A 23,974-nucleotide genomic window follows, 5' to 3' on the forward strand; every position below is an offset into this window, starting at 1 on the left:
GCAAGACGGGGAGGTGGCCCTTTCCGTCAATGTGGAGGAAGAAACCGTTTGGCTCACGCAGGCTCAGATGGCTGAGCTGTTCGGACGCACGCAACCTGTTATCGCGCGGCATATCTCGAACGTATTCAAAGAAAAAGAGCTGGTAAAAGAGGGTAATATGCATTATTTGCATATTGCTTCCTCGGCTAGGCCGGTCGCGCTTTACAGTCTCGACGTCATCATCTCGGTGGGCTATCGCGTGAAGTCCCAACGCGGCGTCGAGTTCCGCCGCTGGGCGACCGAGGTGCTCAAGCGCTATATCCTGAAAGGCCATGCAGAGAACGAGGGGCGTCTGCGCCAGCTCGGCGAGATCGTCCAGATCATCGAGCGCCTCCCCGGAGAGCTCGGGTCGCGCGAGATCCTCGATATCGTGGAGAGCTATACGGATGCGTACGAGCTGCTCGATGCCTACGACCGCGAGGCGGTGCCGCGCCCGAAAGGCGAGCGGTCGACGTACGTTCTCGATTACGACGAGTGCACGTCGCTCATCGCGCAGATGCGCCCGCGGTTCGCGAGCGACATCTTCGGCCGCGAGAAGGATGACTCGTTCCGCAGCAGCATCGCTGCCATCTACCAGTCGTTCGGCGGCGAGGAGCTCTATCCATCCCTCGAGGGGAAGGCTGCCAACCTGCTGTACTTCATCATCAAGAACCACTCGTTCGTCGACGGCAACAAGCGGATCGCGTGCAGCCTCTTCCTCTATTTCCTCGACCGCAACGGTGCGCTGTTCCGCGGCATCGAGAAGCGCGTATCCGACAGCATGCTCGTGGCGATGGCGCTCATGATCGCCGAGTCGCGTCCCGAGGAGAAGGAGACGATGGTCTCGCTCGTGATGAACTTCCTTGTGTGAGGTTTTACGTGCACGCGCGCTGCGCGCAAGCGCATTGGACAAGATGGTAGATGGATTTGCTGGCGCGATGATGCGCTCTTCGAGAGAATGGGGGAGGCGGGGTTCTCGACAGGAGGGCCTTGCCTCCCGATCGGAGGAGGGCCGACGATGATAGCAGACAAGCTGCTCGCGCTGCGCAAGCGCTCGGGTTTGAGCCAGCAGGAGGTCGCGGCCGCCATCGGCGTGACGCGGCAGACAATCAGCAACTGGGAGCTCGGGCAGGGCTCGCCCGCGCTCGACAAAGCCGCCGAGCTCGCCCGGCTCTACAGGGTATCGCTCGACGACCTTGCGAGCGATGAGGTGGACGTGGTCAGCTCCGGCAAGGCAGCGCGCATCCGCGACCTCCATGTCGTGGAGGGGCTCGTGGGCAAGGTCGCGACGGTGGAACTCGCAGACGGCGAGGGCGCCCTCACGCACGCGCTCATCCGGGGCGTGGGTGCCGGTTGGATCCGGCTGGAGTGCGACGCGCCCCGGGCCGTCTTCCCGACGCCCATTCTGCGCGAGAAGGAGCCGCCGCGCCGCGTCCTCAAGCTCGTCGACCTCGCCGATGTCGCCGGCTTCACAATCGAAGGGGGCGCTAGCTGATGGAGTACACGATCCTCGCGATGGCGGGCGCGACGTTCGCCATGGTCGTCTACATCATGGCATCCATGCCGACGAAGAAGGACCTGCGGAAGCTCGCGGATGATGCGCGCCCGCGCGAGGCCGAGCTCGAGCGGATGCTGCGGGAGCGGATCGGTTCTGTGTGTGAGCTCGTCCTCGCCGAGGCGGGCGTCACGGCGGGAGGCATGCGCCTTGCCGGCACGGTCCTGGATGTCGACGACGAGTGGGTGCTCATGGAGTGCCCAGACAAGAAGGGCGGGGCCCAGCTCAAGGCCCTGCGAATCGCGCTCGTGGAGGGCGTCGAGTCTGCCTGATGTGGGCGGTTATAATTCGATCTGCATTCAGCAGTCGAATCGAACGCTATGCAAGAGGAGGGGAATGGCTGAACCAATGGACCGGGACCGCTCTGCAGGAGCTTCGAGATCATGGATCACAAAGCTCGCCTTCGTATGGGGCGGCGAGCTCGTGTCCGTGCTCACGAGTTCCATCCTGCAGATGGGCTTCGTGTGGCACATCACCATCACCACCAACTCGGCGAGCATGCTCTCGCTGGCGTCGCTCGCTGGTTTTCTGCCGCTGGCGCTCATCGGCACCTTCGCGGGGACCATCGTGGACCGCCTGCCGCTCAGGGTCACGCTCGTCGGGGCGGACCTCTTCATCGCCGCGGTGAGCGCCGTCGTGGCTGCGGTCTCGCTCACGGGGGCGCTCCCCGTGTGGGTGGTCATGGCCGCGCTCTTCGTGCGGGCGATCGGAAGCGCCTTCCACACGCCCGCCTTCCAGGCGCTCACGCCGCTCGTGGCGCCGGCCGAGCACCTCACGCGCCTTTCGGGCGTGACACAGGCCGTCCAGTCCGGCGGCTACATCCTCGGTACGGCCATCGCGGCGGTGATCTACCCGCTCTGGGGGCTCACGGCCATGATCGCGCTCGACGTCTTGGGCGCGCTTTTCGCCACGGTCGCGGTGCTGGCGGCGCGGCTCGACGTGGGCGGCTCGGCCAAGGACGCTTCGGCGGACGAGGGGAGCCTCGGTCTTCGCGACCAGGTTCGCGCCCTCGCGGCGGAGACGGCCGACGGCTATCGCGTTCTGCGCGGGTACCGCGGGCTCTTCGCGCTGCTCTGGTGCGGCTTCGTATTCACACTCGTGTTCTCGCCCATCTCGGCACTCTTCCCGCTCATGACGCTCGACCACTTCGGTGGCACGACGGGCGACGCCGCTACGGCGGAGATCGTGTTCGCGGTGGGCATGATCGCGGGCTCGGCGCTTCTTGCCGGCTGGGGCGGGTTCAGGAACCGCGCGCTCACCGTCTGCTTCGCCACGGCGCTCTACGGTTTCGCGACGCTGGTCGCAGGTTCCGCGAGTCCGAGTGCGGGCGGTATGCAGCTCTTCTTCGTGATGAGCTTCCTCATGGGGTTCAGCTCGCCGTTCTACTCCGGCCCGCAGACCGCCCTCATGCAGGAGAAGGTTCCGGCAGAGTACCTAGGGCGCGTCTTCGGCCTCTACGGCGCCATCATGTCGTGGGCGATGCCGCTGGGGCTTGCGTTCTCGTCGCTTTTCGCGGATGCGGTGGGCGCTCCGGCGTGGTTTGCCGGCGCGGGCGCCGCGATGGTCGTTCTCGCCTGCGTTACCTGGGCGATTCCCGCTATCCGCCATATCGAGAGCGCGGCCATCGGGTAGGGCGTCATGCAAGGGAAACTCACCCATAGCGACTACGCCCGCTTCGCGCGCCAAACGCCCGAGGAGCTGCTGCGGGACTGCACGGTCCAGGTGTTCCGAGCGACCGGTCCCGGAGGCCAGGGCGTGAACACCACGGATTCGGCGGTCCGCATGACCCATGTCCCCACGGGCGTGACCGTCGTGTCGCGCGAGACGCGCAGCCAGCACAGGAATCGGGAGCGCTGCCTGGAGAAGCTCATCGAGATCCTGCGCCGCCGCTCGCATCCGCCCAAGCGCCGCATCAAGACGAAGGTGCCCGCGCGCGCCAAAGAGAAGCGCCTGAGCCAGAAGCGCAAGCAGGCGGAGCTCAAGCGGCTCCGGCGCCGCGTCGAGGCGGAGTAGGCCGGCGGCTCTACGTTCCGTAGGTGGCGCGAGCGGGCGCGCGCCCGCATACTGTGGGCGACAGGGAAAGGCGCCGGAGAGCGGCGCGCTACCGAAAGGACCCATCATGGCAGCCTATCTGACCTCAGAGACCATCAAGAGCCTCCGCGAGCGGCGCGGGCTCACGCAGCGCGCCCTCGCCGATGCCGTGGGTGTGACCGACAAGGCGGTGAGCAAGTGGGAGTCCGGTCGTGGCCTTCCCGACATCTCGCTCGTGGAGCCCCTTTCCTCCGCGCTCGGCATCTCGGTCGCCGAGCTTCTGACCGGCGACGTTCGCCAGAACGCCAACCGTTCGGCCAACCTCATGCGCTCCAAGTTCTACGTGTGCCCCGTCTGCGGCAACGTGGTCCACGCCTTGGGCGAGGGGTCGTTCTCGTGCTGCGGCGTGCAGCTCGTGCCCTGCGAGGCGGAGGAGCCCGACGTCGACCACGCGATCGCCGTCGAGCGCATCGAGGACGAGTGGTACGTCACGCTCGACCACCCCATGACCAAGGACCACTACATCAGCTTCATCGCCTACGTGACTACCGGCGGCATCACGTTCGCCAAGCTCTACCCCGAGCAGGAGGCAGCCGCCCTCTTCCGCGCGGGCATGTCCGGCGCGATCTTCGCGTATTGCAACCGGCATGGGCTCTTCCGGGTCCCCACGCCCCGTCGGGCGCGGTAGGTTCGACCGCCGATGTGGGTAGAACCGTTAGCGACCCTATCGGTTCCCCGGACATCCAACGAGGTGGAAACCATGAAGCATATCCTGCTCGTCGTCGGCTCCCTGCGCCGCGCATCGTTCAACCGCCAGCTCGCGGAAGAGGCGTCATCGGCGCTCGACGGCCGCGCGACCGTCGAGTTCCTCGACTACGCCGACCTGCCCTTCATGAACCAGGACATCGAGTTCCCTGCGCCCGAGGCGGTCGAGCGCGTGCGCCGATCCGTCACCGCCGCCGACGGCCTGTGGATCTTCAGCCCCGAGTACAACTACAGCTACCCCGCCGCGCTCAAGGACCTCATCGACTGGCTGAGCCGCCCGGTGGTGGCCGGCGACCGCTCGACGGCGGTGATCGCGGGCAAGAAGGTGGCACTCAGCTCGGCTGCGGGCAGTTCAGCCGGTGCCGGCACGCGCGGCATGCTCGCCAAGCTCATGGCCGCCGTGAACGCGCAGCTCATGGAAGAGCCGCAGACCGGCGTGAGGCTCGACCGCACGGCGTTCGAGACGGACGTACTCGCGCTTTCGGAAGACGACCGCCGCGCGCTCGCCGCCGAGGCGGACGCGTTCCTGGCGTTTCTGGAGCGCTGACCCCGGGTGCGCGGGCGGCGCCCCGCCCGGCGCGATCCCGCATCCGGGGCCACGGCCACGCCCGCGCGCGACCCTTACATAAACGTTAGCCGCGCGTAAGGTATATCGATGGCAGGGATGCCACCCGTTCCGGACAATGGTGCCGTGCCGCTCCGGGCGCGTGCTCGCGCCTGTGGGCGGCTGGCTCAAGAACCGGTTCCGGCTCTCGGGAGGCGCCCATGCTCATCAAGCTCGCCTTAGGGAACGTGCGCCGCAGCGTGCGCGACTTCTCGATCTACTTCGCGACGCTCGTCTTCGCCGCCTGCCTTCTGTACTCGTTTTTCGCATCGACCGACTACCTGCTCGCCCTCGACCTCACGGCCGGCCAGCGCGGGGCGTTCGCGCGGGCGGGTGAGGTGCTGCGGGCGTTCGCCGTCTTCATTGACGTGATCTTCTGCTTCCTTCTGGGATACGCGAACGCCTTTCTGCTCAAGCGCCGCAAGCGCGAGTTCGGGACCTACCTCCTGCTCGGTATGGGGCGGCGCCATGTGGCGCTGGTGCTTGTCGCCGAGTTCGCCCTCGTGGGCGCGGCGTCGCTCGCATGCGGCCTGCTGCTGGGGTGGGTGCTCTCGCCGCTCGCCTCGCTCGTGGCGGCGTTCGTGTTCGGGGCGCCGTGGGCGCCCGCGCTCGTCTTCTCGTGGGCGGCTGCCGGGCAGTGCGTCTGCTCGTTTGGCGCGATCAGCGCCCTCGCCGCGCTCGCGGCGGTGCGCTCCGTCTGGAGGCGCCCACTCGTCGAGCTCATGCGCGCCGCCCGCGTGCCCGAGCGGCGGCACCTCGCGGGCACCGTGGCGCTGCGCGCGCAGAAGGTCGCGGCCGCGCTGCTGCTCGGGCTCGTCTGGGGCACCTGCCTGCTCAACCCCGGCTACTTCATGGTCTTCATCATCCCTCTGGGCTTCGTGGCCCTGTTCGGCTCGTACTTCCTCATCCGCGCGGTGGCGGCCTCCGCTCCCGAGCGGCTGCGCGCCCGGGCGGAGCACTACTGGACGGGGCTCGTCCCGTTCACGGTGCGCCAACTCGAGGCGCACGCCGAGACGGGGAGCATGGCCGCGGCGGCGGAATGCGTGCTTCTGGCCGCCTCGATCTGCATGACGGTCGCCGGCCTCGTCTTCAGCGTGGGGCTGCGCACGGGCGAGCTCGCCGACGGGGGCCAGGCGCTGCTGCCCGTCGCGTACTCCTGCGTCTTCTACGGGGCGGCGTTTCTCGTCGCGGCCGCCGCCGTGCTGGCCCTGCAGCAGCTCTCGCGGGCGGTCGATGCCGGGCGGAGCTACCGTGAGCTCGCGGTTCTCGGCGCCCCGGGCGGGATGGTCCGCGCCTCCGTGCGGTGCGAGGTGGGCGTCTGCTTCGGGGTGCCCGTGGCGCTCGCGCTCGTCCACTGCGTCTTCGGCTTCGTGCTCATCGGCGTGCTCGGCATCATGTTCGGCGCGGAGGGGGTCCTCGCGTTCATGGGCGGCACGATCGTGCTGACGCTCGGCATCCTGGCGCTCTACTACCTCGGCACCGTCCGCGCGATCGAGGCGCGCCTCTAGGGCCGTTACCCGATGATCGCATCCATGAGCGCGGCTCCCCAGTAACCGGCGAAGGCGCCGACGGCCATCGCGAGGAGCGTCCAGCCGACCGTGCGGACGGCCCTCATCCAACACGGGATGAGCCGCTCGCGGCGGCCGCGCGGCGTGTCGCGGTCCACCGGCTCGCCCTTCCAGTAGGCGAGGATCTCGCCGTAGGTGATGAGGTCGTGCGACTTCTTGATGCGCTCCACCCAGCAGGCGGCGAACATGGCGATGCCCCAGAGCACGAGGGCGAGCACGAAGGTGGGCACCATCTGCTCGAGCGGCCAGTCCCAGGCGAACGCCTGCACGGCGATCCATATCACGGCGCCTATCATGAGCAGCAGAAAGGCGAGCATTACGTAGCTCAGGCGCTTCATGGTCTCGATGTCGCGGTCGATGGTCTCGTTCATGGTGTCCACGTCTCCTTTGATGAGGGAGTCCACGGTCGCACCGAAGATCTCGGAGAGCAGGAGCAGGCTCTGGACGTCCGGGTAGGTCCTGTCGTTCTCCCAGGACGAGATCGTCTGGCGGCTCACGTACACGCGCGCCGCGAGGTCGTCCTGCGACATCCCCGCCCGCGTGCGCCGCTCGCGGATGCGCTGCCCGACTTCCATGGCCCCTCCTTCCCGGTCTCGATGCGGCCCTTGCGGCATCGACCATGCCACCGTGTGCCGCATCGTACCATCAAATGGGGCCGACACGGCGTCCGCTCGAGCCCGATGCGCGTGTCAAGAGTTCTTGACAGCCCGTCTACCTGCAGAGATGAGCGTGCGGAGCCGCCCTGCCGGACCGATCGCCCCGGGGTGCGGCAGCTTCCGTGCGGCACCCGTCGCCCGCGGTCGCGATGGCCTTGGGAACGTGCCCTACAGCTCCCGCACGGCGCCGTCGCGTACCTCCCAGGTGCGGCCGGTGCAGGCGGCGAGGAACGCCCGGTCGTGGCTCACGAGCACGAGCGCACCCGGGTAGGCGGCGAGCGCGCGCTCGAGCGCCTCGACGGAATGCAGGTCGAGGTGGTTGGTGGGTTCGTCCATGACGATGAGGACGGGTGCGCGCAGCATGCCGAGGGCGATCATGAGCTTGCGGAGCTCGCCGGGGCTCGTGCTGCCGCCCTCGAGCAGGCGGTCGGGCTCCGAGTTGAGCTGCGCCACGGTGGAGAGCACCCGGCCGCGGTCGGCGGGGGAGAGGCCGCGGGCATCCTCGATGACGCGCGAGCGCTCGCCCGCATCGAGCTCCTGGGGGATGTCGAGCACGGAGAGGTCGCCGGCGATGCGCGTGCGCAGGTGCGCGAGCAGCGTCGACTTGCCCGCGCCGTTGGGTCCCACAATGCCGATGTGGTCGGTGTTGCCCACGTAGAGTTCGGGGATCTCGAGCGCGCCCTCCCCGCAGGGGATGCTCGCCGCCGGGACACGGAGGAGCGTCTTGCGCGGGCTGGGCTCGGCGTCGAGCCAGAGGTCCCCGTCGTAGCGCTTGTGCACGTACGCGCCGGCGACCCGCTCGCGCGCCGCCGCCATGCGAGCGTCCATCTGCGCCGAGAGGCGTCCCGCCTGGCCGTCCTTGCCGGTGTACACCGCGAGGTCGATCTTGGCCTTGGCGGACTTGTCGCCGGGGTCGAGGTGCCGCTTGCTGCGCCGCGCCTGGGCGCGGGCCGCCTCGTGGTCGCGGCGGCTCCGCTCGGCGGCGAGACGGGAGAGCTCGGCCTTCGCCTCCGCGCGCTCCCGCACGGTCGCGGTGCGCTCGAGCTCAGCCTGCCTGCGCGCTGCGGTGTAGCCGCCTGGCCGCACGACGAGCGCGCCGCCGGGCTCGAAGGAGGCGCAGCGGCCGGCGAGGGCGTCCAGGAGCTCGCGGTCGTGGCTCACCAGGATCCCGATGCCGCGGAACCGCGCGAGCGCCCGGGCGAGCTCGGCGCGGGAGTCCCCGTCGAGGTGGTTGGTGGGCTCGTCGAGGGCGAGCACGTCGGGCGCGGCCCAGAGCGCGCAGGCGATCTGCAGCTTCTTGCGCTCGCCGAAGGAGAGCTCCCCGAAGCGCCAGGGCATGTCGTCCTCGATGCGGAAGGCCTCGCGGAGCATCCGGGCGTCACGCCCGAAGTCGAGCGCGAAATCGGCGAGGTTTCCGGGCGCCACGTCGGCATCCTGCGGGCAGAGCGCCGAGACGAGCCCGCGCGTCACCGAGCCGGCGTCCGGCGCGAGCTCGCCGCAGGCGATGCGCACGAGCGTCGACTTGCCGCAGCCGTTGTCGCCCAGAAGGCCGGTCCAGCCCTCGGGGAACGCGACGGTCACGTCGCGCAGGATCGGCTCCGTGGCCGCGGGATAGGTGTAGGTGATATGGGATAGCAGCAGCTGCATGGTATGTCCTCCGTTGACGTGCCGGACGCTCCTTCGCCGCGCGGCCGCCCGATGGGGCCCTACCGCGTCGTGTTCTCTTGCGTCTAACGGATGCGCACCTGCTCCTGCCTTTCCGCCCGTCCGATGGCGTCGCCACACGCGCTGCGGGCCCAGCTGCCCACTCGGCGAGCGCCCCCAGTATAGGCCATGGGTCCAGGCCGTGCCAAGGGGTGAGGGACGCTTTGGGTATGGGGTGCGCGGGCGCTCGGGGTCCCTGGGTGCCCGCGAGATCGGTGCGCCTACAGCTCCTTGATGAGGAAGCGGTCCATGGTGCTGTGCGCGGTGGGGACGGGCTGCTCGATCCGCCGGTAGCCCAGATGCCCGTAGAACCCCACGGCCGTCGCCAGGCTGTGATGCGTTTCCAGGTAGATGCGCCGGTAGCCGAGCCCGCGGGCGCGCGCCTCCACGGTCTTAAGCAGCGCGCGGCCGAGGCCTCTGCCCTGGAGGTCATCGATGAGGTAGATCTTCTGCAGCTCGCAGCAGCCCTCGACCCCGGGGAACTCCGCGAGGCCCGCCCCGCCGCCCACGCTGCCGTCGGGGCATTCGAGAATGAAGTAGGAGCGCTCTTCCGGCCGCTCGCCGTAGTAGGCACTCAGATGGTCGAGCTCGGGGTCGAAGTAGGCGGTCCCGGGAATCGCGAGGCCGTGCGCCGAGAGGCACGCGCGCACGATCGCGGCGATGGCGGCATCGTCGGCGGGCCCGATGGGGCGTATGCGAAAGCCGCCCTCGAGCGAGCGGGCGGCGGTTGCGGCGGTGGGTGCCACGGGATCCTCCAGATGACGGTTCGGGTCGGAGTTGCCGGGCCCGCGCGGCGCCCGACGGCTCCACGCTAGCAGATTCCCGGCCGGCCGGCGTCCCGCCACAGAAACTCAACCGCATGTTGCTCGTTGGGTGGTCGCCGCGACCGCGGCGCCTGTGTACATCGCGCGCTGCTATAGTCGAGACGATGCGCGGCAGGTGCGCAGCGATGCGCCCGCCCACGCGGCGCACGGTAACCCTTTCGGGAGAGGAGACCCCTATGAGATGCACCCTAACCGGCGATTCCGATTGCCCCATCGCCCGCATCGCCCTTTCGCAGGGCGAGTCGGTCAAGACCGAGAGCGGCAGCATGGTGTACTCGCGCGGAGTCGAGATCACGGGCGGTCTCAACTCCAAGAAGAAGGGCATCGGCGGCGTGCTCGGCGCCATCGGCCGCAGCATCACGAGCGGCGAGTCGATGTTCATCACCACCGCGACCGGCACCGCCCCGACGGGCGAGATCGCGGTCGCGCCGCCGGTCCCGGGCAAGATCGTCCAGCTCCCCATCGATGATGCGCACCGGTACCGCCTCAACACGGGCGCGTTCCTCGCCTGCGACGAGACCGTCGAGTACACGATGGTGAGTCAGGGCATCTCCAAGGCGGTCTTCGGCAACACGGGAGGCCTGTTCGTCATGGAGGTCGGCGGCCAGGGAACGCTTCTGGTGTCCGCCTTCGGCGACATCCTCGCGCTCGACGTGGCGCCCGACATGCCGCTCACGGTCGACAACGAGCACGTCGTCGCCTGGGACGCCGCGCTCGACTACCACATCGAGGCCGCGAGCGGGATCTTCGGCTTCACGACGGGCGAGGGCCTGGTCAACACGTTCACCGGCGCGGGTCGGGTCTACATCCAGACCAGGAACCTCGCCAACCTCGCGCAGGCGATGCATCCCTACCTGCCTACGAGCTCGAACTGACGCGGGCCCTGCCGCTATGGAACGGGCGCCCGGGAGATCGGATTGACCCCCGGGTGCCCGTGCGCTGCATCCCGGATGTAAACAACCTATTGACACACAACACCTAGCGCGCTCGCGCGCCGCCGGTGCCCGTGCTTTTCGGGGGCGCTTCGGGTAGAGTTTCCCTGAGTTCGCGACGAGAAGGGTTCGAGATGGACATATCGATTGTCGAGGTGCCGAGCGCGGCGCGCGACGGCGCGCTTGTGGCCGGCCTCTTCGCCGTGTGGGAGGCCTCGGTGCGCGCCACGCACGATTTCCTGCCGGCGGGCGAGGTCGAGCGCATCGGCGCCATGGTTCCCGAGGCTATCGCCGGCGTCCCGACGCTGCTCGTCGCGTACGCGGGAGGCGAGCCGGCTGAGGCGGCGGCGCTTCCCGCGACGGAGCCGGCGGCGCCCGCGGAACTGCCCTCAGGATGCGAGCCGGTCGGCTTCCTGGGGCTCGACGGGGCCTTTATAGAGATGCTCTTCATCGAGCCCGGGCGGCGCGGCGGCGGGATCGGTCGCGCGCTGGTGGAGTTTGCCCGGGACCGCTACGGTGCGGACGAGGTGTCCGTCAACGAGCAGAACCCCCAGGCGGTCGGGTTCTACGAGCACATGGGGTTCCGGGCCTATCGCCGGACCGCGACCGATGCCGAGGGCGGCCCCTACCCGCTGCTCTATATGCGCCGCGACGCCTAGGGCGCACCCGTCGCCCCGTGCGGGCCCCGGCGCCGGGTGCCCGGGCATCATGAGGGTACCTGGTGGCGTCGGCGCGAGAGGGGGCGGCATGCGCGTCATCATCGAGACGCAGGGGCGCGTCCGCGCGCGCGGCCGCCGGCGCTTCAAGCGCCTCGCGCGCCGTGCGTTCTGCCTGCTCGCCGGCGTGCCGATCGAGCTTCCGCCCGACTCGGTGACGTTTCGCCATACGTCCCGCCTCCGTGCGCGCGTGCGCGACCTCGTGCCCGATCCGCTCGTGGCGAACCGCCGGGCGCAGGCGATGGTCCTAGGGCTCGTCTTCGGGGTCTTCCACGTTGCCTTCGCGCTTGCGAACGTCGTGCTCGGGCTCATCGTCCGCTCGCTGTGGACGATCTCGGTCGGGGTGCTCGTCGCCGTGCTCAACGCCGGAAAATCGTATCTCGCCTCGGGCGCCCTCATGGGAGGCGCCCTGGGCCGCGGCCCCGAGTCCACCGAGTCGCTGCGCCGCTGCCGCAACGCCGGGTGGGGACTCGCCCTCGGGGTGATCGCGCTGTCGGGCACGGTCGCGCGCCTCGTGGTCGAGGGCACCGGCCGGCCGTATCCCGGAGCGCTCGTCTACGGGTACGCTGCCTACGCGCTCGTGCAGGTGACGCTCGCGCTGGTGAACCTCGTCCGCACGCGGCGCGAGGAGCTCGTCGCGGTCAAGGGCGTGCGCGCGTTCAACCTGGCGTGCGCCCTTGTGTCGATCTTCGCGCTGCAGGCGGTGCTGCTCTCGCACGTGGCGTGGGGGAGCCTGCCTGTCGCCGTGTCGCGCGGGCTCGTGGAGACCGCGCTCGGCGGTATCGTCTGCCTGTGCATCATGGGGCTCGGGTTTTGGCTCGCCCGAGCTGCCGGAGCGCGCCTGGCCCGGCGGCGGGGCGACGCGGCGTGAGAGGTCGGGGTGAGCTTGCCCCGGCCGCCGGGTGCCGTGCGGCCCGGGACGGCCCGCGGTGTGCCCTCGCGCGCCGCGCGGACGGCGCCGCTACAGGGCGACGACCCGCACGGGCGCGCCGGCCGCCCGCAGCACATCGATAAGGTCACCGGTCGCGACGAGCACGGTCGCCGTGTTGTCGCAGGGGTGCACGGCGACGCGCCCGAGGTCCACGAGCTTTTGGTCGATGATCACCTGGACCGCATGCTCGGCGTCGTTGAGCGCACCGAGCGGGGTCACCGCCCCCGGTATCAGCCCGAGCTTGCGCTCGAGGTCGTCCGCCGAGGCGAACGAGAGCCGCCGCGAGCCGATGGCGGCCTGGATCCCCTTCAGGGGCACCTGCTTTTCGTCGGGCATGGTCACCAGGTAGTAGGCGCGCTTCTTGTCGTCGCGCAGGAAGAGGTTCTTCGCCCCGAAGGGGGCGAAGGGGACGCCTACCGCATGCGCCTCCTCCACGGTGAAGACCGCGGGATGCTCGGCCAGCTCATAGCGTGCGCCGGCGCGCTCGAGCGCCGCGAGCGCCTTCTCTCGCCCGGACAAGCCCTATCGCTCCATCTTCTCCGCGACCTCGATCGCGGGGTCGACGGCGGCGGCGAAGGCGTCGAAGTCCTCGGGCGCGCCCACGACGCTGCCGTAGTGGGTCGGTATCGCGACCTCGGGCCGGATCTCGTTCACGAACGCCGCCGCCTGCGCGGGGTCCATGGTGTAGGTGCCGCCGATGGGGACGAGCGCCACGTCGCAGGAGACCCGGGCGTTGTCGGGGTTGCGGTCGGTGTCGCCGGCGATGTAGACGCGCGTCCCGTCGACCGTAAGCACGTAGCCCAGCCAGGCGTTCGCCTGGGGATGGAGCCCGAGGCGCCCGGGCTCGACGTTGTAGGCGGGCACGGCCTCGATCGCGATGCCCGCGACCTCGATCCGCTCGCCGGCGCGCATGGGGTGGACCGCCGTCATGCCGAGGCCGGCGACCTCGTCGGCGAGCGACGCGGGCGCGACGAGCTCGGTTGCCGCCTGCGCCACGCGGGCGATGTCCTCGGGCGAGAGGTGGTCGTAGTGTCCGTGCGTCACGAGGACGAGGTCCGCGTCGTGCGCGGCGTCGGCATCGGTGAGGTCGAACGGGTCGGCGTAGACGACGGTGCCCGCCGACGTCTCGATGCGAATTGCGCTATGGGTGATCACGCGGATGCGGTCAAGTGCCTCCATGGGCTGCCTCCTGCCGGTAGCTGCTAGAACGTGACGGTGCGCGGTTCCGCGGTGAACGAGCAGAAGGTCGCCGTCGCGTTCTCCAGCGCGAAGACCTCGCAGTTCCCGTCATCGGCGGCGTACATGCCCTGGAGATCGGGGTACTCGTCGAGCACCGCCTGGCGCGCCTCGACGCGGTCGTCTTCCACGGCGTCCGCCTCGATGCGCAGCCAGCCGCCCTCGACGTCGGCGGCGCAGATCGCGATGCGCGGGTGGGCGTGCATCTGGCGCGACACCGCCTTCACCTTGCCGGTCTGGATGAAGAGCCTCCCCTCGAACTTGGCGATGGTGCCGAAGGGCCGGACCTGCGGGTTCCCTTCCTCGTCGACGGTCGCGAGGAAGTAGGTGGGGTTCTTCTTGAGGTAGGCGAGTACGTCGTCCATGCTGGCTCCTTCCCTGGGGCTGCCCGGGCGCGCCTCGGCCGGGGCGCGGGCGCGCCGCTTTGCGCAATATGTACCCCATTCGGGTGCCGCGCCGCCGCGATCGGCGCGCCTTTTCGTGTCCGCCGCGCACGTTCGTTGCGGAATTCGGTGTGAACTTTTCCGATGGCCGCGGAGACGGCTGAGACGCAAGACTGCGACCTGCGCTTTTATCATTTCGAATCATCGGTCTCAGGGGCCATCCCGATTCTTCGCACCGAATTCCGCAACGAGTGTGCGGGATGGGGCACCGGTCCGCGTTTGCCCGGCGCCGCGAGCGGGTATTCCCACCATATCCGCCCAGCGAGGAAGGAGACCCGATGGCGCACATCACCGAGACCTATGTCGATTACGCGGGATTCAAGACGTACTGCAAGACGTTCACGCCGGAAGACCCCAAGCCCGGCAAGAAGCCGCTGCTCGTGCTGCACGGCGGCCCGGGCATGTGCCACAACTACCTGCTCACCTACGGCCAGCTCGCCGACCGCGCGGGCCGTCCCGTCGTCTTCTACGACCAGATCGGGTGCGGCAGGAGCGCCATCCCCCATCAAAAGGACGACTTCTACACCTACGACCTCTGGATCGATGAGTTCTTCGCGGTCCGCGAGGCCCTGGGGCTGGACGACATCCACCTGTTCGGCAACTCGTGGGGCGGCATGCTCGGGCTTCTGTGCATGCTGCGGGACGATGCGGGCGTCAACTCGTTCGTGATCAACAGCTCGCCCGTGTTCATCGACACGTGGCTCTCGGAGGCGCGCCGCCTCATCGAGTACCTGCCGCGCGAGATGCAGGATGCCCTGATGGAGGCTGAGCGCACGGGCGACTACGCCGCGCCTGCCGCCGCCGCTGCGGCAGACGAGTACTACAAGCGCCATGTGGTCGGCCTCTACGAGCGCGACTATCCAAAAGACGTGCTGGACTCCAACGCCGGCACGGGCGAGTGCTACATGGTCATGCAGGGCGCGAGCGAGTTCGTCTGCACGGGCAAGATGAAGGACTGGGACATCCGCGAGGACGTGAAGGGCATCCGCGTTCCGTGCATGGCGCTCTCCGGCACCGACGACGAGGGCACGCCCTACACCATCAAGGAGGGGGTCGACCTCATCCCCGGGTGCGAGTGGACGCTCATCCAGGGCGCGCCGCATATGGCGAACCTCACGCACCCGGACGCGTGCCTCGACGCGGTCGAGGGCTTCATCAGCCGCTTCGAGTAAGATTGCAGGGGCAGCCGTCGACGGGGCGGTGCGGCCGCGCGCGTGAGAAGGGGTGGGCATGGAGCTCGTGACGCTGGGGCTGTTCCTTGCGGTCCTCGTGGCATGCGTCGCGCTCGGCGTGCCGACCATCTGCGCCCTGCTCATCGGGCTCGCGCTCTTCTGCATCTACGCTTGGCGCAGCGGGAGCGCCCCGCGCGCGGTCGCCGCCATGTGCTGGCACGGGATCCGGCCCATCTGCCGCATCCTCGGCATGCTCCTCACCGTGGGCGTGCTCACCGGCATGTGGCGCGCGTCGGGCACCATCCCGGCGATCGTCGCCTACACGGTGCCGTTCGTCTCGCCGGCGCTCTTCCTCGTGATGACGTTTCTGCTTAACTGCCTGGTGTCGGTGCTCACGGGCACCTCGTTCGGCACGGCGGCGACCATGGGCGCCATTTGCGTCTCGCTCGCCTCCGGCATGGGGGTGCCGCTCGTGCTCGAGGGCGGCGCGGCGCTCTCGGGGGCGTTCTTCGGCGACCGGTGGTCGCCCATCTCGACGAGCGCCCTGCTCGTGGCGAGCGTGACGGGCACCGAGTTCTACGGCAACCTCCGCCGCATGCTCCGCACCGCTGCCGTGCCGTTCGTCGTCACCTGCGCGGTCTTCCTCGCGATGGGCGCCGCCGTGCCGGCGGAGGAGGGGTCATCCGAGCTCGTCCGGGCTCTCGGCGAGGCGTTCGAGCTCGGCCCGGTGGCACTCGTGCCGCCCCTTTTGGTGTTCGCGCTCGCCGCGCTGCGCGTGGACATCCTCATAGTGATCGTCGCGGGCATCGCGTCGGCCGTGCCGCTCTGCCTCGCCGTGCAGGGCATGGACGCGCTCGAGGTCGCGCGGACGGCGGTCTGGGGGTTCGCGGCTCGATCGCCCGCCACGGCGGCGAGCGCGGGCGGCGGCATCGTCTCGATGGTCTCGGCGATCGAGATTGTGTGCGTGACCTCGGCTTACGCGGGCATCTTCGAGGAGACCGACCTCCTGAGCGGGGTGGAGGGGCTCGTGGGCGCGCTCGCTGAGCGCGTGACGCCCTTCGCCGCGACGCTCGGCATCGCCGTCGCCGCCTCGGCGGTCTCGTGCAACCAGACGCTCGCCATCATGCTCACCCACCAGCTCGGCCGCGACCTGCCCCGCGCGCGCACGCAGGAGGCGCTCGACCTCGAGGACTCCGTCGTGCTCGTGGCGGGGCTCGTGCCCTGGTCGATCGCCGGCGGGGTGCCGCTCGCCTCGATGGGGGCGCCCGTGGAGAGCATGGCGCTCGCGGTCTTCCTCTACGCCGTGCCGCTCTGGCGGCTCGTGGCGGAGCGCCTGCCCGGGCGGCGCGCGGCCCGATCTTAGCGCCGCCGGCCCGCAGCCGCGGCCCGCCGCCCGGTCGCGGCTGCGGGCACGTTCGGCCGCGCCCGCGTGCGGCCGCGCCCGAAGTCCGGAGATTCTGTTGCGCGGGCGCGACGGCGCGGGACGGCTCGGCGGGCATGCTAAGATTGCCTCGCCCATCGCGGCGGTGCCGCCGCGGTAGCGTCCGGGCTCACCCGGGGAGGCGCGCTTCCAGGCGCGTGGATGTATCCGCGTGCGTACCTGGGAGGTCTCGCGTGTCGTTTCAAGAGGGTTCTGCTGCCCCGTCCCGTCCCCAACCGAATAAATGGGTGGTGCTCTTCACCGTCGTGGCCATGACGTTCATGTCCACGCTTGACAGCAGCATCGTCAACATCGCGTTGCCGGTCATGCAGCGCGAGCTCGCCGCCACGGCCGCGGGCATCCAGTGGGTCTCCACGGTGTACCTGCTCGCGTGCTGCGCCACGGTGCTCATCTTCGGGCGTCTGGGCGACGCCCTGGGCAAGGTGCGCCTGTTCCAGCTCGGCGTGGCGCTCTTCACCCTGGGGTCGCTCCTCTGCGGGCTCTCCACCACGCTGCCCGTGCTCATCTGCGCCCGCGCGGTGCAGGGCATCGGTGCGGCGAGCGCCATGGCCAACAACATGGGCATCGTGACCGAGGCGTTTCCCACCGAGCAGCGCGGCCGCGCGCTCGGCATCGTCTCGACGTTCGTCTCGCTCGGCATGATGTTCGGCCCCACCGTGGGCGGCATGCTCGTGGCGGCGTTCCCGTGGGAGTCCATCTTCCTCATCAACGTGCCCATCGGCCTCGCCGCCTTCCTCGTGGGGCTGCGCACGCTCCCGCGCGACGCCGTCTCGGGCGGGCGCGGCGGCATGGACGTCGCCGGCGCCGTGCTCATCGTCCCGGCGATCGTGCTGCTGTTCTGCGCGGTCACGTTCATCACGCAGGGCGTCACCCCGGCGATCCTCGCCATGCTCGCCTGCGGCATCGTGCTCTTCGGCATCTTCATCGCCGTGGAGCGCCGCGCCGCCCACCCGCTGGTGCAGCTCGACGCCTTCCGCAACGTCCCCTTCTCGGTGAACCTCGTGACCATGCTCATCTGCTTCTCGGCGGTGGGCGCCACCGAGTACCTGATCCCGTTCTTCCTGCAGGACGCCTGCGGGTTCTCGTCGAGCGTCTCGGGCCTCGCGCTCACGGCCATCCCGCTCGGCATGGCTGCCGTGGGCCCGATCTCCGGCGCGCTTTCGGACCGCATCGGGAGCGCCTTGCCGTGCTGCGTGGGCCTCGTGATCTACGCGGCGGGCATCGCCTTCACCGGCAGCCTGCCCGCCACGGCGCCGCTCGCCGTGATCGTGGGCGGCATGGTCTTCCTCGCGGTGGGCACCGGGCTCTTCCAGTCGCCCAACAACTCGCTCGTCATGGGCACGGTGAGCCACGAGCACCTGGGCTTCGCGGGCAGCGTGGTGTCGCTCGTGCGCTACCTCGGCATGTCGCTCGGCGTCACCTGCGGCACGGCCCTGCTCTACGGGCGCATGAGCGCGCTTGCGGGCCGTACCGTGACGACGTACGCCGAGGGCGGCCAGGAGCTCTTCACCGCGGGCTTCTCGTTCGCGTTCTACGTGTTCGCCGCGCTCGCGCTCGCCGGCGCGGTGATGACCGCCGCGGTGTCGCTCCGCCGCCGGCAGGCCCGCCGAGGCGCCCGGGAGCAGCGCGCGTAGGCGCCCCGCGCCCGGTCCCGCGCCGCGGCCGGCCCGTGCGCCGGGCCATCCCAAACGGATAGGGCAGGAGGGAAGCCGAGCCGGCCCCTCCTGCCGTTTTGTGCTTTCGGTCGCGCCCGCGCCGGCTCCTGCCGCCCGCGGGCGCGCCGGGCGCATATCCGCTACAATACCTCGGGTTCAGATAGGGGGTCCACCATGCCGAGTATCGCCGACGAGATCGCGTCGCGCCGCACGTTCGCCATCATCTCTCACCCGGACGCGGGCAAGACCACGCTCACCGAGAAGCTCCTGCTCTACACCGGCACCATCCAGAGCGCCGGCTCGGTCAAGGGCAAGGCGAGCGCCAAGCACGCCGTCTCGGACTGGATGGACATCGAGAAGCAGCGCGGCATCTCCGTCACGTCGTCGGTGCTGCAGTTCACCTACGACGGATGCTGCGTGAACATCCTCGACACCCCCGGCCACCAGGACTTCTCGGAGGACACCTACCGCACGCTCATGGCCGCCGACGCCGCCGTCATGGTCATCGACGGCGCCAAGGGCGTCGAGGCGCAGACCGTGAAGCTCTTCCGCGTGTGCGCCCTGCGCGGCATCCCCATCTTCACCTTCGTGAACAAGCTCGACCGCGAGATCCGCGACCCCTTCGAGCTTATGGAGGAGATCGAGAACGTGCTGGGCATCGGCACGTGCCCCATGATGTGGCCGATCGGCTCGGGCAGGAACTTCCGCGGCGTCTTCGACCGCGCGCACCGCCGCGTGATCGCCTTCGAGGGCGACGGCCGCGCCAACGCCGCTAAGAAGGTGGCCGAGGTCGAGGCCGAGCTCGGCGACCCGGCGCTCGACGGGCTCATCGGCGAGGAGAACCACCGCGCCCTCATGGACGACATCGAGCTTCTGGACGGCGCGGCCGACGAGTTCGACCTCGACGCCGTGCGCTCGGGCAAGCTCTCGCCCGTGTACTTCGGGTCCGCCCTCACCAACTTCGGCGTCGAGCCGTTCCTGCAGGACTTCCTGCGCTTCGCGCCGGCGCCGGGCCCGCATACGGACGCCCTCACTGGCGAGGAGGTGGAGCCCACGGACGAGTTCTCGGGCTTCGTCTTCAAGATCCAGGCCAACATGGACAAAAACCACCGCGACCGCATCGCCTTCGTGCGCATCTGCTCCGGCCGGTTCGAGCGCGGCATGGACGCCTGGCACATGCAGGGCGGCCGCAAGATCAAGCTCGCCACGGGCACGGCCATGATGGCGGACGACCGCGCGACCGTCGACGAGGCGTACGCCGGCGACATCGTGGGCCTCTTCGATCCGGGCATCTTCTCCATCGGCGACACGCTCTGCGCGCCTAAGCGCCGCGTGCAGTTCGCCGGAATCCCCACGTTCGCGCCCGAACACTTCGCGCGCGTGACGCAGGTCGACACCATGAAGCGCAAGCAGTTCGTGAAGGGCATGGAGGAGCTCGCCCAGGAGGGCGCCATCCAGATCTTCCGCGAGCTCGGGGCCGGCATGGAGAGCGTCATCGTGGGCGTGGTGGGCGAGCTGCAGTTCGACGTGCTCGAGCAGCGGCTCAAAAGCGAGTACCACGTGGGCGTGCGCCGCCAGCCCCTGGGCTACACGGACATCCGCTGGATTGCCAACGAGCCGGGCGAGGTGGACGTGGCGTCGCTCAACCTCACGCGCGACACGCTGCGCGTCGAGGACATGCGCGCGGGCAAGCTCCTGCTCTTCACGAGCCCGTGGAACGTGGACTGGGCGATCGAGCACAACCCCGATCTCAAGCTCTCGGAGTTCGGCAACGTGACGTTCTAGGGCTCGCGCGGGCGGGGGTGCGGCCCGCGGCGCGTGTGCCGCCGTCGTGCCGCGCCCGTCGCCATTCCCGCCGCCCCGTGCGGAAAAGTGTGCGTCTTTCCGAATAGAACAGTCCCCTCATCTGTGCCATAGTGTTCGCGAGAACGAATAGACGCCGGGCGGCGACGCGTCCGGTGCGGGCTCGCGCGCCCGGGGGAGGATTGCCGTGGAGTACATGACCGTTCGCGAGGCCGCGCGGCGGTGGAACGTCACCGAGCGCCTGGTGCAGCGGCTCTGCGCCGAGGGTCGCATCGAGGGCGCCGCCAAGTTCGGTGGCTCGTGGGGCATCCCCGTGAGCGCGCATAAGCCCGACGACCCGCGCCGCGCCGCCATCGAGCCGACTGCCGCGACCCGCCCGCGCCGCGTCCCCGGCGCCCATGCGAACCTCATGCCGCTCATGAACACGGCATTTGAACCGGGACGCTGTCGGGAGTTCGCCGAATCCTTTGAGGCCGGTCCACGGCGCGATATCGCGCAGGCGGAATACGCCTACTTCAGCGGTCGTCCCGAGGAGGCCGTCGCCGTGGCGGGCCGCTATCTGGGGAGCGGGGATTTTGACACCCAGCTCTCGGCCTGCCTCATCTGCGCCTACGCGAACCTGCCGCTGGGCCGGATCGACCAGGCGAGAAGCGCACTCGAGGCGGCGCGCGGGACCATCGCGGCGGAGTCCGCAGGCAACCCGCAGCTCCGTGCCGCTGAGTCGTTCATCGCGAGCACGGCGAGCGTGCTGCTGCACCTGCCCGCCCCCGACAACCTGCTCGACGCCCGTTCCGTCTTCCCGCTGCTGCCGTCGGGCCTGCGCACCTTCGCGTGCTACGTGCAGGCGCACATGGTGTACCTGAAGGGAAGCTACGCCGAGAGCCTCGGCATCGCCGAGGCCGCCCTCATGATGCAGGAGGACGTCTACCCGATTCCGGCTATCTACCTGCACCTCGTCGCCGTCATGGACCTCATGGGCCTGCGCGAGACCGAGCGCGCCCGCGAGCACCTGCTCGCCGCCTGGGAGCTCGCGCGCCCGGACGACCTCATCGAGCCCTTCGGCGAGCACCACGGGCTTCTGGGCGGCATGCTCGAGGCGGCGATCAAGCCCGCCTGGCCCGAGGACTTCAAGCGCATCATCGCCATCACGTACCGCTTCTCGGCCGGCTGGCGGCGCATCCACAACCCCGAGACCGGCGACGACGTGGCCGACGACCTCACCACCACGGAGTTCGCGGCATCCATGCTCGCCGCGCGCGGCTGGACCAACCACGAGATCGCGCGTCACATGGGCGTCTCGGTGAACACCGTGAAGAGCTACATCTCGCGCTCGCTCGCCAAGCTCGGCATCAAGCGCCGCCAGGACCTCGGCAGGTTCATGCTGTCGTAGGTTTTATGCCGTCATAGATTGTTCTGCCCTTCCGTCACCCGTTTTGCCCTGGCGCAGGAAGGATGTGCCCCCTCAACCTTTCGCTGAAAATGAGTTGACTATGTGCGCTTCCGGCGTGTGATGGCCTGGCGAGAAGGATGGTGGGGCATGAGGAAGAGATTCGTGGCAATGCTGGCGTGTGTGTTGGCAGCGTTGCTGCTGTTGCCGGCGACGGCGTTCGCGGATGTCTTTACGATTACGATTCCCGAGCGCAGCGATGCGATTGTGTCGGTGACCGTGGGTGGCGTAAAGTACGAAGAGGGCGAGACGATTAGCGTTGAGGCTGGCGCGCAGGTGAGCGCCCAAGCCATGCAATACAGCTCCACGGGAAGCATGTTCACCGGCTGGTCCGTGACGCCTGAGGGCTCGCTCGCGCTTGAGGATACGAAGATCGTTAAGTTCACCATGCCCGAGCAAAACATCACGCTCGAGCCGGTCATCAAGCAGTTTGAGGCGAATGCCGGCGTCGATGCGAACGGTGTGCTCACATGGGAAGAGCCGGTTGCCGGGTATGTGAGCCGCGTATACGTGCTACCCGCCTCTTCCTCCGATGCGATCACGAGTCGCGTTGCGGAAAGTGGGTGGGTCAGTGCGGAGCAGGGGCGCTATACGGTCGATGTCCGCGAGCTTCTTGAGGAACAGGCCGATGCAGACGAGCTTTCGGAAGGTGCTGAATACAGCATCTATCTGGAGTACGTTGCCAACGAGGCCGAACTCAGCCCCAATGGTATCAGGGGGTCGTACTTCAACGCCGCAACGTATACCTATCACGCTGTCGACTATCATCTCGCCGTCGAGCGCGTCGATGTGACGAGCGCGAATGCGGCGGATGTGCTCGGCGACGGCACGGTGTCTTACGACCCGGACACGCAGACACTCACGCTTAACGGCGCGAAGGTTACGCAGGGTGAGTACAAGGGTGCGGCCATCTACTGCGAAACGGGCAATCTCGGCATTGAGCTGGTAGGAGACAATCGGGTTGTCGGTCCAGACCTAGATAGCGGAAATCCGGTTTACAGTCGAGGCATCTACGTCTACGACGGGACGTTGAACATCTTCGGTGACGGTAACCTCACGGTCGAGGGTGGCGATGTTTCGGTTCCGTATGGCATGGCCTATTCATATGGTATGTGGGCTGCTGGGGATGTTGAGATCTCGAGCGGAACGGTGACTGCGACGGGCGGTGCGGTAACGAACGGCAACGGTACTGCCGGCAGTTACGGTATCTCTGCCAACCAAGACGTCGTCTTCTCCGGCGGTACCGCTGAGGTGGCGGGAGGAGACGCGAACACACTGAGCTACGGCGCGTACGCTGCGCTCGGTGACATCGCGTTTACTGGTGGGAAGCTCACGGCTACGAGCGGTCAGGTCGGAACGCAGATTCAGCCGGAGAGCCACGCGCTTTACGGATTCAGCGGTGTTACCGTTGGCCCGCAAGAGGGCGAGATGATTACCGTTGCCGCGGGTATGACGGTTGGAGACGCTGTCGATCTCAACGATTCGCCGTTCCGGGAAGAAGCAGAGATTGCCGACGACATTGACGGCAAACGTTGTGTTCTCATGGAGGCTACTGAGGCAACAGCGCCGCTCTACGAGCTGCGCGTCCAGGGCGGCACGGGCGGCGGCATGTACGCCGAGGGTACCGAGGTGACTATCTCCACCGTTGAGTTCGACGAGAACGGGCATTTCACCGGCTGGTACGTGGTGGATACGGGTGGCGGCGACTTTGAGGATTGGCACGACGCTACGACCACCTTCACGATGCCGGCGAATGACACGAATGTCGTTGCTGGCTATGAGGAGCATACGTTGGTGCACCACGACGCTAAGGCGCCCACCTGCACCGAGCCCGGCTGGGAAGCGTACGTCACCTGCGAAGGGTGCGCCTATACGACGTACAAGGAGATTCCCGCCACAGGTCATGCGTACGAGGACGGAGTGTGCGTCGACTGCGGCAAGGAGGATCCTAACTACGTTGCGCCTGAAGATCCAGCTGAGCCGTCCGATGGAGGTTCCGATTCTGAGGGCGACGGTGCGATTCCCGCAACGGGCGATGCTGCCGCGCTGGCGGTAGGTGTTCCTGCTGCGTTGGGAGCGGTAGCGCTTGCAGCTGGCGCGGTTGCTCGCCGTCGCCGGTAGGGATGCTGTGGGGTAGCGCCCGGGTCGCGCTGGGTTAATCGGTAGGCCGAGAGTTTAGACAGATGGAAAATGCGGGGAGGCGCTATGTGGTGGTGCCTCCCTGCTTTGCTGAGTGCGGGCAGAGAATTTGCCATTATAATCGAACACATGTTCTAAATATGATATAATCTACTACAAAGACAAACAGGCTTTAGGGTGATTAGGCAGGCAAAATCGTAACAGCAAATTAAGTCAATATGTATTGATTTGTGGTATCAATAGGGGTAGAAATGAAGTATCGCCTACTGAAGAAGCTTATCACCGAGCACGCTCGCGAACGGGGTCTAGATGTTGAATGGTCTGAGGGAGCGAA

General features: G+C 68.5%; 22 protein-coding genes and 1 pseudogene. 17 read left to right on the forward strand and 6 right to left on the reverse strand.

The features are described 5' to 3' along the window. Nucleotides 1–157: 157 nt before the first annotated feature. The 8 genes and pseudogenes from FS885_RS01980 (at nucleotide 158) to FS885_RS02015 (ending at nucleotide 6,481) form a co-directional block, all read left to right on the forward strand. Nucleotides 158–889 (forward strand): type II toxin-antitoxin system death-on-curing family toxin, encoded by a 732-nt coding sequence (locus tag FS885_RS01980; RefSeq protein WP_246060703.1) that lies wholly within the window; start codon nucleotides 158–160, stop codon nucleotides 887–889. Between the two features lie 147 nt (nucleotides 890–1,036). Next, nucleotides 1,037–1,513, forward strand: coding sequence for a helix-turn-helix transcriptional regulator (locus tag FS885_RS01985; protein ID WP_144743328.1), 477 nt, complete (start codon nucleotides 1,037–1,039; stop codon nucleotides 1,511–1,513). Further along, nucleotides 1,513–1,845, forward strand: a complete 333-nt coding sequence (locus tag FS885_RS01990) for a hypothetical protein (RefSeq protein WP_144743329.1) — start codon at nucleotides 1,513–1,515, stop codon at nucleotides 1,843–1,845. The genes FS885_RS01985 and FS885_RS01990 overlap by 1 nt, the downstream gene beginning before the upstream one ends. A 64-nt stretch (nucleotides 1,846–1,909) precedes the next feature. Continuing rightward, nucleotides 1,910–3,205: an MFS transporter gene (locus FS885_RS01995; RefSeq protein WP_246060705.1), complete on the forward strand. Its 1,296-nt coding sequence runs from the start codon at nucleotides 1,910–1,912 to the stop codon at nucleotides 3,203–3,205. Between the two features lie 75 nt (nucleotides 3,206–3,280). After that, a pseudogene (locus tag FS885_RS02000) lies at nucleotides 3,281–3,586 on the forward strand (peptide chain release factor-like protein); the annotation flags it as partial. Between the two features lie 106 nt (nucleotides 3,587–3,692). Further along, nucleotides 3,693–4,292 (forward strand): helix-turn-helix domain-containing protein, encoded by a 600-nt coding sequence (locus FS885_RS02005; protein WP_144743331.1) that lies wholly within the window; start codon nucleotides 3,693–3,695, stop codon nucleotides 4,290–4,292. A gap of 72 nt (nucleotides 4,293–4,364) precedes the next feature. After that, nucleotides 4,365–4,916 (forward strand): NADPH-dependent FMN reductase, encoded by a 552-nt coding sequence (locus tag FS885_RS02010; RefSeq protein ID WP_144743332.1) that lies wholly within the window; start codon nucleotides 4,365–4,367, stop codon nucleotides 4,914–4,916. 218 nt (nucleotides 4,917–5,134) lie between these two features. Further along, complete coding sequence (locus FS885_RS02015) at nucleotides 5,135–6,481, forward strand: FtsX-like permease family protein (protein ID WP_144743333.1); 1,347 nt, start codon at nucleotides 5,135–5,137, stop codon at nucleotides 6,479–6,481. A 5-nt stretch (nucleotides 6,482–6,486) separates the two neighbouring features. Here the strand turns inward: FS885_RS02015 and FS885_RS02020 are convergent, their stop codons facing one another. From FS885_RS02020 to FS885_RS02030, 3 genes are all read right to left on the reverse strand, one after another. Next, the gene (locus FS885_RS02020) at nucleotides 6,487–7,116 is read right to left on the reverse strand and encodes a helix-turn-helix domain-containing protein (RefSeq protein ID WP_144743334.1); all 630 of its coding nucleotides are present in this window, start codon (nucleotides 7,114–7,116) and stop codon (nucleotides 6,487–6,489) included. 249 nt (nucleotides 7,117–7,365) lie between these two features. Further along, nucleotides 7,366–8,844 carry an ATP-binding cassette domain-containing protein gene (locus tag FS885_RS02025; RefSeq protein ID WP_144743335.1) on the reverse strand — a complete coding sequence of 493 codons (1,479 nt, stop codon included), beginning with the start codon at nucleotides 8,842–8,844 and terminating at the stop codon, nucleotides 7,366–7,368. 278 nt (nucleotides 8,845–9,122) lie between these two features. Next, nucleotides 9,123–9,647, reverse strand: a complete 525-nt coding sequence (locus FS885_RS02030; protein WP_246060707.1) for a GNAT family N-acetyltransferase — start codon at nucleotides 9,645–9,647, stop codon at nucleotides 9,123–9,125. A 254-nt stretch (nucleotides 9,648–9,901) separates the two neighbouring features. Here FS885_RS02030 and FS885_RS02035 point away from each other — a divergent pair, with 254 nt between their 5' ends. The 3 genes from FS885_RS02035 (at nucleotide 9,902) to FS885_RS02045 (ending at nucleotide 12,244) form a co-directional block, all read left to right on the forward strand. Beyond that, nucleotides 9,902–10,600, forward strand: a complete 699-nt coding sequence (locus FS885_RS02035; protein WP_144743336.1) for a TIGR00266 family protein — start codon at nucleotides 9,902–9,904, stop codon at nucleotides 10,598–10,600. A gap of 191 nt (nucleotides 10,601–10,791) precedes the next feature. Further along, entirely contained in the window at nucleotides 10,792–11,316 is a 525-nt protein-coding gene (locus tag FS885_RS02040) for a GNAT family N-acetyltransferase (protein WP_144743337.1), read from the forward strand. A gap of 88 nt (nucleotides 11,317–11,404) precedes the next feature. Then, nucleotides 11,405–12,244, forward strand: coding sequence for a hypothetical protein (locus tag FS885_RS02045; RefSeq protein WP_144743338.1), 840 nt, complete (start codon nucleotides 11,405–11,407; stop codon nucleotides 12,242–12,244). A 90-nt stretch (nucleotides 12,245–12,334) separates the two neighbouring features. On the opposite strand, the gene FS885_RS02050 is transcribed toward FS885_RS02045, so the two are convergent. Genes FS885_RS02050 through FS885_RS02060 form a run of 3 tightly spaced genes read right to left on the reverse strand, consistent with a single transcriptional unit; the run spans nucleotide 12,335 to nucleotide 13,905 of the window. Further along, complete coding sequence (locus tag FS885_RS02050; protein WP_144743339.1) at nucleotides 12,335–12,823, reverse strand: prolyl-tRNA synthetase associated domain-containing protein; 489 nt, start codon at nucleotides 12,821–12,823, stop codon at nucleotides 12,335–12,337. Between the two features lie 3 nt (nucleotides 12,824–12,826). Then, nucleotides 12,827–13,483: an MBL fold metallo-hydrolase gene (locus FS885_RS02055; protein WP_144743340.1), complete on the reverse strand. Its 657-nt coding sequence runs from the start codon at nucleotides 13,481–13,483 to the stop codon at nucleotides 12,827–12,829. Nucleotides 13,484–13,506: 23 nt separating this feature from the next. Further along, the gene (locus tag FS885_RS02060) at nucleotides 13,507–13,905 is read right to left on the reverse strand and encodes a pyridoxamine 5'-phosphate oxidase family protein (protein ID WP_144743341.1); all 399 of its coding nucleotides are present in this window, start codon (nucleotides 13,903–13,905) and stop codon (nucleotides 13,507–13,509) included. A 356-nt stretch (nucleotides 13,906–14,261) separates the two neighbouring features. Here FS885_RS02060 and FS885_RS02065 point away from each other — a divergent pair, with 356 nt between their 5' ends. The 6 genes from FS885_RS02065 (at nucleotide 14,262) to FS885_RS02090 (ending at nucleotide 23,622) form a co-directional block, all read left to right on the forward strand. Beyond that, nucleotides 14,262–15,155, forward strand: a complete 894-nt coding sequence (locus FS885_RS02065; RefSeq protein WP_144743342.1) for a proline iminopeptidase-family hydrolase — start codon at nucleotides 14,262–14,264, stop codon at nucleotides 15,153–15,155. A 58-nt stretch (nucleotides 15,156–15,213) separates the two neighbouring features. Further along, a complete protein-coding gene (locus FS885_RS02070) occupies nucleotides 15,214–16,518 on the forward strand; it encodes a Na+/H+ antiporter NhaC family protein (RefSeq protein ID WP_144743343.1) in 1,305 nt (434 codons plus the stop codon). A gap of 251 nt (nucleotides 16,519–16,769) precedes the next feature. After that, on the forward strand, nucleotides 16,770–18,230 hold the full coding sequence (locus tag FS885_RS02075) for an MFS transporter (RefSeq protein ID WP_246060714.1): 1,461 nt from the start codon (nucleotides 16,770–16,772) through the stop codon (nucleotides 18,228–18,230). 195 nt (nucleotides 18,231–18,425) lie between these two features. Then, nucleotides 18,426–20,036 (forward strand): peptide chain release factor 3, encoded by a 1,611-nt coding sequence (locus FS885_RS02080; RefSeq protein ID WP_144743345.1) that lies wholly within the window; start codon nucleotides 18,426–18,428, stop codon nucleotides 20,034–20,036. A gap of 214 nt (nucleotides 20,037–20,250) precedes the next feature. Next, nucleotides 20,251–21,444 (forward strand): LuxR C-terminal-related transcriptional regulator, encoded by a 1,194-nt coding sequence (locus FS885_RS10175; protein ID WP_246060728.1) that lies wholly within the window; start codon nucleotides 20,251–20,253, stop codon nucleotides 21,442–21,444. A gap of 147 nt (nucleotides 21,445–21,591) precedes the next feature. Further along, nucleotides 21,592–23,622 carry an InlB B-repeat-containing protein gene (locus tag FS885_RS02090; protein WP_144743347.1) on the forward strand — a complete coding sequence of 677 codons (2,031 nt, stop codon included), beginning with the start codon at nucleotides 21,592–21,594 and terminating at the stop codon, nucleotides 23,620–23,622. Nucleotides 23,623–23,974: the final 352 nt, after the last annotated feature.

Origin of the sequence: Enorma burkinafasonensis (assembly GCF_902150035.1) — a bacterium.
Taxonomy (GTDB): domain Bacteria; phylum Actinomycetota; class Coriobacteriia; order Coriobacteriales; family Coriobacteriaceae; genus Enorma; species Enorma burkinafasonensis.

What these genes read in the sequence shown, in the direction of transcription:
- FS885_RS01980 (WP_246060703.1), top strand. Translation starts at nt 158, where the DNA reads ATGCATTATTTGCATATTGCTTCCTCGGCTAGGCCGGTCGCGCTTTAC.
- FS885_RS01985 (WP_144743328.1), top strand. Translation starts at nt 1,037, where the DNA reads ATGATAGCAGACAAGCTGCTCGCGCTGCGCAAGCGCTCGGGTTTGAGC.
- FS885_RS01990 (WP_144743329.1), top strand. Translation starts at nt 1,513, where the DNA reads ATGGAGTACACGATCCTCGCGATGGCGGGCGCGACGTTCGCCATGGTC.
- FS885_RS01995 (WP_246060705.1), top strand. Translation starts at nt 1,910, where the DNA reads ATGGCTGAACCAATGGACCGGGACCGCTCTGCAGGAGCTTCGAGATCA.
- FS885_RS02005 (WP_144743331.1), top strand. Translation starts at nt 3,693, where the DNA reads ATGGCAGCCTATCTGACCTCAGAGACCATCAAGAGCCTCCGCGAGCGG.
- FS885_RS02010 (WP_144743332.1), top strand. Translation starts at nt 4,365, where the DNA reads ATGAAGCATATCCTGCTCGTCGTCGGCTCCCTGCGCCGCGCATCGTTC.
- FS885_RS02015 (WP_144743333.1), top strand. Translation starts at nt 5,135, where the DNA reads ATGCTCATCAAGCTCGCCTTAGGGAACGTGCGCCGCAGCGTGCGCGAC.
- FS885_RS02020 (WP_144743334.1), bottom strand. Translation starts at nt 7,116, where the DNA reads ATGGAAGTCGGGCAGCGCATCCGCGAGCGGCGCACGCGGGCGGGGATG.
- FS885_RS02025 (WP_144743335.1), bottom strand. Translation starts at nt 8,844, where the DNA reads ATGCAGCTGCTGCTATCCCATATCACCTACACCTATCCCGCGGCCACG.
- FS885_RS02035 (WP_144743336.1), top strand. Translation starts at nt 9,902, where the DNA reads ATGAGATGCACCCTAACCGGCGATTCCGATTGCCCCATCGCCCGCATC.
- FS885_RS02040 (WP_144743337.1), top strand. Translation starts at nt 10,792, where the DNA reads ATGGACATATCGATTGTCGAGGTGCCGAGCGCGGCGCGCGACGGCGCG.
- FS885_RS02045 (WP_144743338.1), top strand. Translation starts at nt 11,405, where the DNA reads ATGCGCGTCATCATCGAGACGCAGGGGCGCGTCCGCGCGCGCGGCCGC.
- FS885_RS02055 (WP_144743340.1), bottom strand. Translation starts at nt 13,483, where the DNA reads ATGGAGGCACTTGACCGCATCCGCGTGATCACCCATAGCGCAATTCGC.
- FS885_RS02060 (WP_144743341.1), bottom strand. Translation starts at nt 13,905, where the DNA reads ATGGACGACGTACTCGCCTACCTCAAGAAGAACCCCACCTACTTCCTC.
- FS885_RS02065 (WP_144743342.1), top strand. Translation starts at nt 14,262, where the DNA reads ATGGCGCACATCACCGAGACCTATGTCGATTACGCGGGATTCAAGACG.
- FS885_RS02070 (WP_144743343.1), top strand. Translation starts at nt 15,214, where the DNA reads ATGGAGCTCGTGACGCTGGGGCTGTTCCTTGCGGTCCTCGTGGCATGC.
- FS885_RS02080 (WP_144743345.1), top strand. Translation starts at nt 18,426, where the DNA reads ATGCCGAGTATCGCCGACGAGATCGCGTCGCGCCGCACGTTCGCCATC.
- FS885_RS10175 (WP_246060728.1), top strand. Translation starts at nt 20,251, where the DNA reads ATGACCGTTCGCGAGGCCGCGCGGCGGTGGAACGTCACCGAGCGCCTG.
- FS885_RS02090 (WP_144743347.1), top strand. Translation starts at nt 21,592, where the DNA reads ATGAGGAAGAGATTCGTGGCAATGCTGGCGTGTGTGTTGGCAGCGTTG.